Source organism: Alicycliphilus sp. T452 (assembly GCF_054512775.1).
On sequence record NZ_JBTNEH010000026.1, the window covers coordinates 14,169 to 27,697 of the forward strand.

The 13,529-nt window shown below is 70.5% G+C and carries 11 protein-coding genes; 4 read left to right on the top strand and 7 right to left on the bottom strand.

From position 1 onward, the window contains the following. Positions 1-12: 12 nt before the first annotated feature. The 7 genes from ACX12L_RS19035 to ACX12L_RS19065 all read right to left on the bottom strand — a co-directional run bounded on the left by ACX12L_RS19035 (position 13) and on the right by ACX12L_RS19065 (position 8,547). Positions 13-933, bottom strand: a complete 921-nt coding sequence (locus tag ACX12L_RS19035; RefSeq protein ID WP_459264009.1) for a 2-hydroxyacid dehydrogenase — start codon at positions 931-933, stop codon at positions 13-15. Between the two features lie 37 nt (positions 934-970). Further along, positions 971-2,992: an acetyl/propionyl/methylcrotonyl-CoA carboxylase subunit alpha gene (locus ACX12L_RS19040; protein ID WP_459264010.1), complete on the bottom strand. Its 2,022-nt coding sequence runs from the start codon at positions 2,990-2,992 to the stop codon at positions 971-973. After that, positions 2,993-3,712, bottom strand: a complete 720-nt coding sequence (locus tag ACX12L_RS19045; RefSeq protein ID WP_459264011.1) for a DUF4126 domain-containing protein — start codon at positions 3,710-3,712, stop codon at positions 2,993-2,995. Positions 3,713-3,730: 18 nt separating this feature from the next. Beyond that, the gene (locus ACX12L_RS19050; RefSeq protein WP_459264012.1) at positions 3,731-4,513 is read right to left on the bottom strand and encodes an enoyl-CoA hydratase/isomerase family protein; all 783 of its coding nucleotides are present in this window, start codon (positions 4,511-4,513) and stop codon (positions 3,731-3,733) included. Next, positions 4,510-5,019 (bottom strand): DinB family protein, encoded by a 510-nt coding sequence (locus tag ACX12L_RS19055; protein WP_459264013.1) that lies wholly within the window; start codon positions 5,017-5,019, stop codon positions 4,510-4,512. The genes ACX12L_RS19050 and ACX12L_RS19055 overlap by 4 nt, the downstream gene beginning before the upstream one ends. Before the next feature lie 4 nt (positions 5,020-5,023). Further along, positions 5,024-6,628 carry a carboxyl transferase domain-containing protein gene (locus tag ACX12L_RS19060; protein WP_459264014.1) on the bottom strand — a complete coding sequence of 535 codons (1,605 nt, stop codon included), beginning with the start codon at positions 6,626-6,628 and terminating at the stop codon, positions 5,024-5,026. Between the two features lie 197 nt (positions 6,629-6,825). Beyond that, positions 6,826-8,547, bottom strand: a complete 1,722-nt coding sequence (locus tag ACX12L_RS19065) for an AMP-binding protein (RefSeq protein WP_459264015.1) — start codon at positions 8,545-8,547, stop codon at positions 6,826-6,828. Positions 8,548-8,686: 139 nt separating this feature from the next. On the opposite strand from ACX12L_RS19065, the gene ACX12L_RS19070 reads away from it, so the two are divergent. The 4 genes from ACX12L_RS19070 to ACX12L_RS19085 all read left to right on the top strand — a co-directional run bounded on the left by ACX12L_RS19070 (position 8,687) and on the right by ACX12L_RS19085 (position 13,509). Further along, complete coding sequence (locus ACX12L_RS19070) at positions 8,687-9,745, top strand: AraC family transcriptional regulator ligand-binding domain-containing protein (protein ID WP_459264016.1); 1,059 nt, start codon at positions 8,687-8,689, stop codon at positions 9,743-9,745. Positions 9,746-9,804: 59 nt separating this feature from the next. Then, positions 9,805-10,470: a glutathione S-transferase family protein gene (locus ACX12L_RS19075; RefSeq protein WP_459264017.1), complete on the top strand. Its 666-nt coding sequence runs from the start codon at positions 9,805-9,807 to the stop codon at positions 10,468-10,470. Between the two features lie 74 nt (positions 10,471-10,544). After that, positions 10,545-12,158, top strand: coding sequence for a GMC family oxidoreductase (locus tag ACX12L_RS19080; RefSeq protein WP_459264018.1), 1,614 nt, complete (start codon positions 10,545-10,547; stop codon positions 12,156-12,158). A gap of 151 nt (positions 12,159-12,309) precedes the next feature. Beyond that, complete coding sequence (locus ACX12L_RS19085) at positions 12,310-13,509, top strand: ABC transporter substrate-binding protein (RefSeq protein ID WP_459264019.1); 1,200 nt, start codon at positions 12,310-12,312, stop codon at positions 13,507-13,509. Positions 13,510-13,529: the final 20 nt, after the last annotated feature.

Genomic DNA, 13,529 nt, shown 5'->3' on the forward strand with positions numbered 1-13,529 from the left:
TCTCTCCTTCGTTCAATAACCGCGTGCCGCATCGACGATGCCCGCGACGGGCTCGCCGCGCTGCATCGCCGCGATCTTGCCGGCGATCTGGGCGATGCTCTCGTCGCGCAGCGTGCGCGCCGAGGTGTGGGGCGTGAGGGTGATCCGCGGGTGGCCCCAGAACGGGTGGCCGGCGGGCAGCGGCTCGGTGCGGAACACGTCCAGCGTCGCGCCCGCCACGTGGCCCTCGTCGATGAGCGCGAGAAGGTCCTCGTCGACCAGGTGCGCGCCGCGCGCCACGTTGATCACGTAGGCGCCGGGCATGAGGCGCGAGAGCGTGCCGCGGTCCATGATGTCCCGCGTTCCGGGCGTGAGCGGCAGCAGGTTCACGAGCACGCGGCTCGCGGCCAGGAAGCCGCCGAAGCCTTCCGCGCCATGAAAGCATTGCACGCCTGCGATCCGCCTGGGGCCGCGGCTCCAGCCCATCACCGGGAACTCGAACTGCGCCACCGCGCGCGCCACGCGCTCGCCCAGCACGCCCAGGCCCATCACGCCCACGGGGAAGTCCTGGCGCAGGCGCGGCCTGCGGTAGCTCCAGCGGCCGGCGCGCATGTCGGCCTCGTAGCCGTCGAACTCGCGGAAGTGCCGTATCAGCGCATGGCAAACGTACTCGGCCATCTGCACGGCCATGCCCGCGTCGTCCAGGCGCACCACGGGCAGGGCGGGCGGCAGGCGCAGCCCGAGCAGCGCGTCCACGCCCGCGCCGATGTTGAACAGGGCCTTGAGGCCCGGCTGCTCGTCGATGAACTGCTGGGGCGGCGCCCAGACCACGGCGTAGTCGGCCTGGGGCGCGCCCGGCTGCCAGGCGCTGACGTGGGCCTGGGGCAGCGCGGCGGCCATGCCCTGGAGCCAGGGCCCGGCCTTGGTGTCGGTACAGCAAAAGGTGATCTTCATGGCGGCCAAGCGTACCGCGTCGCCAGCACCGGTGCCCTTACTCGACGGAAAGCCTGAGCAGTTCCGCGCCTTCCGTCACCTGGTCGCCGGGCGCGTAGAGCAGCTCGGCCACCACGCCGTCGGCGGGCGCGGCGATGGTGTGCTCCATCTTCATGGCCTCCATCACCGCCAGGGCCTGGCCCTTGGCCACCTTGTCGCCGGCCTGCACGGCGAACGACACCACCTTGCCCGGCATGGGGGCCGTCAGGCGCCCGCCCTCGCTGGCGGATTCGCCGGCATGGGCCAGCAGGTCCAGCGCCTCGATGCGCGTGGCGCCGCGCGGCGTGAAGACATGGTCGGTCTCGCCCTGGGCATAGACCATGGCCTGCGTGCGCTGGCCCGCGTACTGCAGGTCCACGCCGCCGCCCGCCGTCGGCGCGAAGGCCAGCGGCCCGTGCACGGCGCCCTCGCCCTCGCCCACCTCCAGGCCGTAGCCGCCGTCCCGGCCGTAGGTCAGCCAGGCCTTGGCGTGCTGGCCGCCGAAGTCGAACTCGAAGCGGCGCCGGCACGGGATCAGCGAGCGCCAGCCGTCGCGGCGGCTGAAGGGGTCGGCGCCCTGCCCCGCCTGCTCGCGCTGCAGCTGGCTGGCCACGGCGGCGGCGGCGGCCAGCGGCAGGCCCACCTTCTCCTGGCCGAACAGCACGGCCTCCTCGCGCTGGATCAGCGCGGTATCGAGCCGGGCTTGCGCGAAGGCATCGCTGCCCACCACGTGGCGCAGGAACTGCACGTTGGTCGCCAGCCCCACGATGTGGGTCTGCGCAAGGGCATCGTCCAGCCGCGCCAGCGCCTGCTCGCGCGTGTCGCCATGCACAATGAGCTTGGCGATCATGCTGTCGTAGAACGGGCTGATGGCGTCGCCCTCGCGCACGCCGTCGTCCACGCGCACGTTGCTCCTCTCGAAGCTGGTGCACGCGGGCTTGCGGTACACGTCGAGCCGGCCCGTGGCGGGCAGGAAGTTGTTGTCGGGGTTCTCGGCGCAGATGCGCGCCTCGATGGCGTGGCCGGTGATCCTCAGCTCGTCCTGGCGTTTGGGCAGCGGCTGGCCGCTGGCCACGCACAGCTGCCACTCCACCAGGTCCTCGCCCGTGATGGCCTCGGTCACCGGGTGTTCCACCTGCAGGCGGGTGTTCATCTCCATGAAGTAGAACTTCATGGCCTCGGGCTGGTCGTAGCCGCCCGGCTGCTCCACGATGAACTCCACCGTGCCCGCGCCCACGTAGCCCACGGCCTTGGCGGCGGCCACCGCGGCCTCGCCCATCTTCTGGCGCAGCTGCGGCGTCATGCCCGGCGCGGGCGCCTCCTCCAGCACCTTCTGGTGGCGCCGCTGCACGGAGCAGTCGCGCTCGAACAGGTAGACGCAGTTGCCCTGCGTGTCGCCGAACACCTGGATCTCGATGTGGCGCGGGCGCAGCACGTATTTCTCGACCAGCACCGCGTCGTTGCCGAAGCTGTTGATGGCCTCGCGCTGGCACGACGCCAGCGCGGCCGCGAAGTCCTCGCTTTTCTCGACCAGGCGCATGCCCTTGCCGCCGCCGCCGGCGCTGGCCTTGATGAGCACGGGATAGCCTATGGCGTCGGCCTCGCGCTGCAGCAGCTGCGGGTCCTGGTCCTCGCCCTGGTAGCCCGGCACCAGCGGCACGCCGGCCTTGGCCATCAGGCGCTTGGACTCGGCCTTCAGGCCCATGGCCGAGATGGCGCTGGCGGGCGGGCCGATGAAGATCAGGCCGGCGCTCTGGCAGGCCTTGGCGAAGTCCTCGTTCTCGGACAGGAAGCCGTAGCCGGGGTGGATGGCCTGGGCGCCCGTGGCCCTGGCGGCCTCGATGATGCGCTCCCAGCGCAGGTAGCTGTCCTTGGGCGCGCTGGCGCCGATGTGCACTGCCTCGTCGCAGGCGGCCACGTGCTTGGCCTGGGCATCGGCGTCGGAGTAGACGGCCACGGTCTTCACGCCCATGCGCCTGGCGGTCGCCGCCACACGGCAGGCAATCTCTCCACGATTAGCGATCAGGATTTTTTCGAACATTCAGGCCACCTTGGCAGAACCAGAAAACAGGGAAGAAACGCGCCGCAGCACGGCGCGCAGGAACTTGAACAGCACCGCCAGCAGCAGCGCCGAGAGCAGCAGCACCACGGCCAGGGCGATGCCGAACGCAAGCGGGTGCTGCGTGGCGAGCCAGACCACGCCCACCACCAGGCCGTCCTCCAGGAACGAAAGCCCCCAGTTGGAGAACGGCTCGGGCGAGGTGTTGGCCGCCGCGCGCGCCGTCATCTTGGTGGCCAGCGCCGCAGCCGACAGCGAGCCGCCCAGCAGCCCCGCGGCCACGGCCATGCTGGCGTTGTCGGCACCGAACACGCCGGCCGCCAGCAGCGCGCCGGCAGGCACGCGGATGACGGCGTGCACCGCGTCCCAGGCGCTGTCGAGCCATGGCACCTTGTCGGCGAAGAACTCCACCACCAGCATGAAGCCGCTGGCCATGAGCACCGCCGGGTGCTGCAGCACCGCCAGGGCCGGCGGCAGCGCGAGCCACCCCAGCGCGCCCATGCCGCCCACGATGAACACCACGGCATACAGCCGCACGCCGCTGGCCCAGCCCAGGGCCGCGGCCAGGGCCAGCAGGCCGGGCATGTCCAGCTGCTGCGTGGCGCGCGTGGCCCCGTCGGCCACCGCCTGCGCGGTGCCCGCATCGACGTGCAGGCCCACGCGGTGGAGCCACTGCACGATCTGGGACCAGAGGGCGTCCATGGCGGCAGTCGGCGGCGATCAGGCCAGCCAGGAGGGCCTGCGCTTTTGCAGGAAGGACTGCACGCCCTCGCGGCCCTCGCTGCTCGCGCGGATGTCGGCAATGCCCTCGACCGTGGCGGCGATCAGGCGGGCGTCGATCTCGCGCCCGGCCACGTCCAGCACCAGCTTTTTGCATGCGCGCATGGCGTTCGGGCTGCCGCTGGCCAGGGCCTTGACCAGGGCGTCCACCCTGGCGTCGAGCTGGTCGGGCACCACCACCTCGTGCACGAAGCCGATGCGCAGCGCCTCCTGCGCATCGAAGCGCTCAGCGGTCAGGAAGTAGCGGTGCGCCGCGCGCGCGCCCATGGCGCGGATCACGTAGGGGCTGATGGTCGCGGGGATCAGGCCGATCTTGACCTCGGACAGGCAAAAGCCCGCTGTGTCCGCGGCGACCGCCATGTCGCAGGCCGCGACCAGGCCCATGCCGCCGGCGTACACGTCGCCCTGCACGCGGGCGATCGTGGGCTTGCCGCACTCGTAGATCACGCGCAGCATCTCGGCGAGCTTGCCCGCATCGGCAAGGTTCTCCTCGCGCGTGTAGTCGGCCATGCGGCGCATCCAGTTCAGGTTGGCGCCGGCGCAGAAGGCCGGGCCCTCGGCGGCCAGCACCACGACGCGCACGTCCTCGCGCGCGCCCACGTCGAGGAAGGCGGCGGTGATCTCGGCGATGACCTCGTCGCTGAAGGCGTTGCGCACCTCGGGCTGGGTCAGGGTGATGCGCGCGACCGCGCCGGCTTGGGTAATGGAAAGGCTGTTGCTCATGGCTGCGATGGGTGTTGAAGGTAGTAGACGAAGTCCAGTTCCGGGCATGGTCGACCCAGCACGGTAAAGGCCGCCGTGATCTGGCCGCGATGGTGCGTACCGTGGTTGAACACATGCGCCAGCGTAGCGGCGAAAGGCAGCGAGGCCGCCATGCCGCGCATGGTCGTGTAGTCGAGCGTACCGTCCCATTGCCCGGCTGCGAAGCCAGCGATCAACGGCTCCCAGCGCGCGGCGCCTTCGCGCAGGCGGGCGTCGAGCCGCGCACGGTCGGGCTCCAATTCGGCATCCAGCGCCACGCGCGGCGATGTGCCTTCGGAAAAACGCACGTACCACAGGTAGTGCTCGCCTACCAGCAGGTGGTTGAGCGTGCCATGGATGCTCTTGAAGAACAGGCCCACGTCGCGCCGATAGTCCGCCTCGGGCAGGGTCGCCACGGCGGCGAGCACGCGCGCCGTGGCCCACGCGTTATAGCGGGCCAGTTGCTGGAAGTGCGCGACGGGATCCATGGCCTTACATCCGGAACACGCCGAACTTCATGTCCGGGATGGGCGCGTGGCGCGATGCGGCCAGCGCCAGCGCGAGCACGCGGCGCGTGTCGGCGGGGTCGATGATGCCGTCGTCCCACAGGCGGGCCGTGGCGTAGTAGGGGTGGCCCTGCTTTTCGTACTGCTGGCGGATGGGGGCCTTGAAGGCCTCTTCCTCCTCGGCGGACCAGTTGCCGCCCTTGAGCTCGATGCCGTCGCGCTTGACGGTGGCCAGCACGCTCGCGGCCTGCTCGCCGCCCATCACGCTGATGCGCGCGTTGGGCCACATCCAGAGGAAGCGCGGGCTGTACGCGCGGCCGCACATGCCGTAGTTGCCGGCGCCGAAGCTGCCGCCGATGATGATGGTGAACTTGGGCACGTTGGCCGTGGCCACGGCCGTGACCATCTTGGCGCCGTGGCGCGCGATGCCCTCGTTCTCGTACTTGCGGCCCACCATGAAGCCGGTGATGTTCTGCAGGAACACCAGCGGGATCTTGCGCTGGCAGCACAGCTCGATGAAGTGCGCGCCCTTCTGCGCGCTCTCGCTGAACAGGATGCCGTTGTTGGCCACGATGCCCACGGCCATGCCCTCGATGCGCGCGAAGCCGCAGACCAGCGTGGTGCCGTAGCGCGCCTTGAACTCGTCGAACGCGCTGGCGTCCACGATGCGGGCGATGATCTCGCGCACGTCGAAGGGCTTGCGCGTGTCGGCAGGAATCACGCCGTAGAGCTCCTCCGCTGCATATTTGGGAGCTACAGGGACAGTATCCGTGAGCGCTTCTGGCTGATTTCTATTCAGATTCGCCACGGCGGCGCGCGCCAGCGCCAGCGCGTGCAGGTCGCTTTGCGCCAGGTGGTCGGCCACGCCGGACAGGCGCGTGTGCACGTCGCCGCCACCCAGGTCCTCGGCCGTGACGACCTCGCCCGTGGCGGCTTTCACGAGCGGCGGGCCGCCCAGGAAGATGGTGCCCTGGTTCTTGACGATGATGGTCTCGTCGCTCATCGCGGGCACGTAGGCGCCGCCGGCCGTGCAGGAGCCCATGACCACGGCGATCTGGGCGATGCCCTGCGCGCTCATGTTGGCCTGGTTGTAGAAGATGCGGCCGAAGTGGTCGCGGTCGGGGAAGACCTCGTCCTGGTTGGGCAGGTTGGCGCCGCCCGAATCGACCAGGTAGATGCAGGGCAGGTGGTTCTGCTCGGCGATCTCCTGCGCGCGAAGGTGCTTCTTGACGGTGACGGGGTAGTAGGTGCCGCCCTTCACCGTGGCGTCGTTGCACACGACCATGCAGTCGATGCCGCTGACGCGCCCTATGCCGGCGATCAGCCCCGCGCCGGGCGCGTCGTTACCGTACATGTTGAGCGCGGCCAGCGGCGCGATCTCCAGGAACGGCGTGCCGGGGTCCAGCAGCATCTCCACGCGCTCGCGCGGCAGCAGCTTGCCGCGCGCCACATGCTTGGCGCGCGCGGCCTCGCCGCCGCCCTGGGCCACGCGCTCGACATGCTGGCGCAGGTCCTCCACCACGGCGCGCATGGCGGCGGCGTTGGCCTGGAAGTCGGCCGAGCGCGGGTTGAGTTGGGATTCGAGAATCATGGTTTCTCCGGAAAAATTGATTTCAGCGATTCATGACGCTTGCGTTTGACCCGGATCACGTGCAATCGGCGCCACCCATGCCAGGGCCGCCGCGCAAGGACCGCCCCGCCGCGCTGGCGGCGTCCCCCTTCCCTCAGCGCGCAGCGATGAGAGAGAAGGGGGAAGCGGCGAAGCCGCACAGGGGGTTGCGTCGCATTTCATGCCGTCTTGCCTTCCTGTAGGCCGAGCTCGTCCTTCATGGCGTCCCGGATCTTGAACTTCTGGATCTTGCCGGTCACCGTCATCGGGAAGCCCGTGACGAAGCGGATGTAGCGCGGCACCTTGTAGTGTGCGATCTGGCCCTTGCAGAAGGCGCGTATGTCGTCCTCGGTGGGGCTGGTGCCGGGCTTGGCAATGATCCAGGCGCACAGCTCCTCGCCGTACTTCTCGTCGGGCACGCCCACCACCTGCACGTCCTGCACCTGCGGGTGGCGGTAGAGGAATTCCTCGATCTCGCGCGGGTACAGGTTCTCGCCGCCGCGTATCACCATGTCCTTGATGCGGCCGACGATGTTCACGTAGCCCTCCCCGTCCATGGTGGCCAGGTCGCCCGTGTGCATCCAGCCCTCGGCGTCGATGGCCTCGCGCGTCTTCTCGGGGTCGCCCCAGTAGCCGTGCATGACCGAGTAGCCGCGCGTGCACAGCTCGCCGCGCCCGCCGCGCGGCACGGCGGCGCCGGTCTCGGGGTCGACGATCTGCACCTCCAGGTGCGGCTGCACCCGGCCCACGGTGGACACGCGCTTCTCCAGGGGGGTGTCGGCGTCGCTCTGGCAGCTCACGGGGCTGGTCTCGGTCATGCCGTAGGCAATGGTGACCTCGGCCATGTGCATGTCGGCCTGCACGCGCTTCATGACCTCGATCGGGCAGGGCGAGCCGGCCATGATGCCGGTGCGCAGCGTGGACAGGTCGAACTCGGCGAAGCGCGGGTGGTCCAGTTCGGCGATGAACATGGTGGGCACGCCGTGCAGGCCCGTGCAGCGCTCGGCCTGCACCGCCTCCAGCACGGAGAGGGGGTCGAAGCCGTCGTTCGGGTAGACGATGGCGCTGCCGTGCGTGATGCAGGCCAGGTTGCCCAGCACCATGCCGAAGCAGTGGTACAGCGGCACGGGGATGCACAGCCGGTCCGCGGGCGTGAGCCGCATGCACTCGCCGATGAAGAAGCCGTTGTTCAGGATGTTGCGGTGCGTCAGCGTGGCGCCCTTCGGGAAGCCCGTGGTGCCGCTCGTGAACTGGATGTTGATGGGGTCGGTGTTCTTCAGGGTGGCGCCAATGGCCGCGATGCGCGGATCCTGCGCGTCGCCGCGCGCCATCAGCGTGGAAAAGCGCAGCGCGCCGGGCTGCTCCCCGCCCTCGCCCGCCACGTCTATCCACACCACGCTGCGCAGCGTGGGCAGGCGCCTGGCCGCCAGCAGAGCGGGCGCGCACAGCGCCATCTCGGGCGCCAGCTCGCGCAGCATTCCGAGGTAGTCGCTGGTCTTGAAGCTGGGCATGGTGACCAGCGCCTTGCAGCCCACCTTGTTGAGCGCGTACTCCACCTCGGCCGTGCGGTAGGCCGGGTTGATGTTCACCAGGATCAGGCCCACCTGCGCAGTGGCCAGCTGCATCAGCACCCATTCGGCGTTGTTGTGCGACCAGATGCCGATGCGGTCGCCCGGCGCGAGGCCCAGGCCCAGCAGCGCGCTGGCGAGCCGGCGGGACTCCTGGTACAGCTCGGCATAGGTGTAGCGCAGGCCCTGGTGGCGGCTGACCAGCGCTTCGCGGTCGGGCTGGCGGCGCGCCATGCCGGCAAAGAAATCACCCAGCGTCTGCTCGATCAGCGGGGTGCCGGTGGCGCCACGCGCATAGCTCGGCGCGGCCGATGAGGGGGGGGCGGACTCCATGGGCTTGTCTCCTGGTCGGCGGGGACCGCGTGCGCGGTCCATTGAAAGTCCCACAGCATACGCCGCGTGCCTGGCCGGGAGATGGCCGGCATGGGTCAGAAAGGTTGCAAATCGCGCCACACAAATGCAGACTCGGGCCATGCCAGAAGCCCACCGCACCGCATCCCGCGCCCGCGCTCCCACGGCCGCCACGCCCATGGCCTTCGTGCAGGCCATCGTGCGCGCCTACGCGGCGCGCGGCATGGATGCGTCGCGGGTCCTGGAACAGGCGCAAATCGCGCCAGCCGATACGATGGACGCCGCGGCCCGCATCACGAGCCAGCAGATGGAGCAGCTCTCCGCCAGCGCCATGCGCGAGCTCGACGACGAGGCCCTGGGCTGGTTCTCGCGCCGCCTGCCCTGGGGCAGCTACGGGATGCTGGCGCGCGCCTCGCTGAGCGCGCCCACGCTGGGGCTGGCGCTGGCGCGCTGGTGCCGCCACCACGCGCTGCTGACGGATGACGTCCTGCTGCACCTGACGATCGAGGACGAGCGCGCCCGGCTCGCCATCGCCGAGCAGCGCGACCTGGGCGGCCTGCGCGAGTTCTGCCTGGTGTCCATGCTGCGCAACGCGCTGGGCCTGTCCAGCTGGTTCATCGACTCGCGCCTGCCCGTGGCGGCGGCCGAATTCCCCTTCGCCCCACCGCCGCACGCGCCGGCCTATGCCGTGCTGTTCGACGGCCCCACGCGCTTCGGTGCCGCCCAGGCGGCCGTGTACTTCGACGCCCGCTACCTGGCGCTGCCGCTCACGCGCGACGAGGCCGCCATGCGCCAGATGCTGCAGCACGCGCTGCCGCTCATGGTGCGCCAGTACCGGCGCGACCGCCTGCTGGTGCAACGCGTGCGCCAGCTGCTGGCCGGCGCGCCCGACGCCGCGCACAACGCCCACGCGCTGGCCGACCGGCTGCACGTCTCCACGCGCACGCTGCACCGCCAGCTCAAGGAGGAAGGCGCGTCGCTGCAGGCGCTCAAGGACGAGGTGCGCAAGGGCCGCGCCATCGAGCTGCTGCGGCGCACCCGCCGCCCCGTCAAGCAAGTGGCCGAGGCCTCGGGCTTCGCGAGCGAGAAAAGCTTCATACGGGCCTTCCGCGGCTGGACGGGGCAGTCGCCCGCGGACTTCCGGCGCCATGGCGCATGGCCCGATCGGTCACCTGCATGACGCGGATTGCGCCGCCCCCGCGCCGACAATGCCTGCGGCGAAACCCTTCCCCCATCCCCATGATCGAGCTATACCACTGCGTCAGCGCCCGCTCCTTCCGCCCCCTGTGGATGCTGGAGGAGCTGGGCGTCCCCTACCGGCTGCGCATGCTGCCCTTCCCGCCGCGCGTGCATGCGCGGCAGTACCTCGAGGACAACCCGCTGGGCACCGTGCCGCTGATGAAGGACGGCGGCACGCGCATGACCGAGTCGGCCGCCATGTGCCAGTACCTCGCGGCGCGCCATGGCGGCGGGCGGCTTGACGTCGCCGCGGGCGACCCGGCCTACGGCAGCTACCTCAACTGGCTGCACATGAGCGATGCGACGCTCACCTTCCCGCAGACGCTGGTGCTGCGCTACACGCATTTCGAGCCCGCCGGGCGCCGCCAGCCCCAGGTGGCGCAGGACTACGCGCGCTGGTTCCTCGCGCGGCTGCGCGCCGTGGACGCGGCCGTGCAGCAGGGCGAATTCCTGTGCGCCGGCCGCTTCACCGCCGCCGACGTGGCCGTGGGCTATGCACTGCAGCTCGCGCAGCACCTGGGCCTGGCCGGAGAGTTCCCGCACGCGGTCGCCGGCTACTGGCAGCGGCTGCAGGCGCGCCCGGCCTTCCAGCGCGCGCTGCAGGCGCAGCACCGGGCCGCGCTGGAGCAGGGCGTGGACCCCACGCCCTCGCCCGACCTGCGCTAGGACGAATCACCCCGCCAGGGTAAGCTGCGCGGCGCCGTGCGGCGCGCCCGCGCCCGGTTTGGCACAGGACCGACATGAGCACTCCCGATACCTTCGACTACGTCATCGTGGGCGCCGGCATGGCCGGCTGCCTGCTGGCCCACCGCCTGAGCGAGGACGGGCGCCACAGCGTGTGCCTGCTGGAATCGGGGCCGCCGGACCGCAGCCCCTTCATCCACATCCCGGCCGGCTTCATCAAGGTGGGCTACGACCCGCGCTACACCTGGGACTTCGAGACAGCCCCCGGCGAGGGCACGGCGGGCCGGCGCGTGACCACGCGGCTGGGACGCACGCTGGGCGGGTCGAGCGCGATCAACGGCTTCAACTACACGCGCGGCACGGCCCGCGACTACGACGGCTGGGCGGCCCGGGGCAACCCGGGCTGGAGCTACGACGAGGTGCTGCCCCACTTCCGGCGCACCGAGCGGCGCATCGGCGGGGGCGATGCGCCCCACCGCGGGCATGACGGCCTGCTGCCCATCACCGACTGCGACTGGCGCCATCCGCTGTGCGACGGCTTCATCGCCAGCGCCCACGCGCTGGGCATAGGCCCGGCGGGCGACTACAACCTGGGCGTGCAGGAGGGCGCGGGGTACTACCAGCGCTGGATCCACAAGGGCCGCCGCGTGAGCGCGGCGACGGCCTTCCTCAAGCCCGCGCGGGGGCGCGCCAACCTGCAGGTGCGCACGGGCGCGCACGCCACCTCGGTCCTGTTCGAAGGCCGCCGCGCCGTGGGCGTGCAGGTACTCATGCAGCCGGGCAACGCGCGGCGCACGGTGCGCGCGCGGCGCGAGGTAATCCTGTGCGCGGGCGCCATCAACAGCCCCAAGCTGCTGCAGCTCTCGGGTGTGGGGCCGGCCGACTGGCTGCACGGCCTGGGCGTGGCGCCGGTGCACGTGCTGCCCGGCGTGGGCCGGCGGCTGCAGGACCACTTCATGGTGCGCTCGGTGGTGCGCGTGCAGGGCGCCACCACCATCAACAGCACGGCGCGCGGCTGGCGCCTGGGGCTGGAGATCGCCAAGTGGGCCATGGGCCGGCCCAGCGTGCTGGCCATCAGCCCGTCGGTGGCCTATGCGTTCGCGGCCTCGCGGCCCGGGCTGGACGCGGCGGACCTGCAGTTCCACTTCTCGCCGGGCAGCTACGCCTCGGGCATCGCGGGCCGGCTCGACGGCTTTCCCGGCATGACGCTGGGCTTCTACCAGATGCGGCCCGCGAGCCACGGCCACGTGCGGGCGCTCTCGCCCGACCCGCTCGAATCGCCGGAGATCCAGCCCGCCTACATGGCGCGCGAGGAAGACCGGCGCGTGGTGATCGACGGCCTGCGGCTCACGCGCCGCATCCTGCACGCGCCCCCGCTGCTGCCCTACGTGCTGCGCGACGAGGCGCCGCCCGCCGAGGCCGTGAGCGACGAAGACCTGCTGGAGTACGCGCGCCAGCGCGGCGGAACGGCCTGGCACTTCATGGGCACCTGCCGCATGGGGCCGGCGCAGGACGCGTCGGCCGTGGTCGATGCGCAGCTGCGCGTGCACGGCCTCGAAGGCCTGCGCGTGGCCGATGCCTCGGTGATGCCGGCCATGCCCTCGGGCAACACCGGCGCCCCCACCATGATGATCGCGGAGAAGGCGGCGGAGATGCTGCTGCAAGCGTAGCTGTCAGCACCAACTGTACCTATCCCGATGGGTACAGCAGGCTTACAGTAGGCGCTCGCATGCCGCACCGCTCCACGGGCGGGGCCGGCGGCGGACACAGATGGATCACCAGATCCGCACCGCCAGCAATGGCGACAACAGGAGACACGCAATGACAGGCATTCGTCGGATAGCCCAGGCCGCAGCCGCGGCACTTTCACTGGCATGCGCCTTCACGGCCCAGGCGCAGGACGTCATCAAGATCGGCTACACGGCCGACCAGTCAGGCAGCGGCGTGGCCGAGCTGGGCATCGCCGGGCGCTGGGGGTTCGAGGCCGCCATCGAGGACGTCAACAAGGCCGGCGGCATCCTGGGCAAGAAGGTGGTCGGCGTGATCCGCGACGACCAGGGCACGCCGCCGAAGGCCATCCAGACGGTGCAGGACCTGCTCGACAGCGAGAAGGTGCAGGCCCTGGTGGGCCCCGCCAACTCGGGCAACGCGCTGGCGTGGCTGCACATCCCGCAGCAGAAGAAGATCCCCGTGGTGGTGCCCATCGGCACGGCCACCGAGATCACCACGCGCTACGCCAAGGAGCCGCAGAACTACCTGTTCCGCATCTCGATGGTGGACCGCGAGCAGGTGTCGCTGCTGGCCGCTTATGCGGTCAAGGCGTCCAAGGGCAAGAAGATCGCCGTGCTGGCCGACTCCACGGGCTACGGCCAGGGCGGCATCAAGGACGCGACCGAGGTGCTGGCGCTGCACGGCGTCAAGCCCGTGGCCGTCGAGAAGTACGGCCCCAAGGACACGGACATGACCTCGCAGCTCAACAAGATCAAGGCCGCGGGGGCCGACACCGTCATCATCTACGGCATCGCCGACGGCGCCGCGCAGGTGGTGCGCAGCATGGAGAAGATCAACTACATGCCCATCACGCTGGGCACCTGGGGCAACCTGAGCTCGCTGTTCCCGAAGATGACCGGCCCCAAGCTGTCCGAGCACCTGATCATGGCCGCGTCCACCACCGAGGACACGTCCGACAAGACCAAGTCCCTGGGCGAGCGCGTGCGCAAGAATTTCGCGGCGCTGACGTGCTTCCCCTGCGCCGCGCAGGCCTACGACTCGGTGATGCTGCTGTCGGCCGCGATGAAGCAGGCCAACACCACCGACGGCGAGAAGGTGGCCGCCGCGCTGGAGAACCTGAGCGGCGTGCAGGGCGTGATCAAGACCTACGACAAGCCCTTCAGCAAGACCATGCACGAGGGCCTGCACGTGGGCGACTTCTACCTCGCGCGCTGGAAGAACGGCACCGAGGTGCAGCGCTTCCAGGACGACGTCTACAAGTCCATCACGCCCGCCGATCTCAAGCAGTGATCTGAAAACAGGAGCTGCTC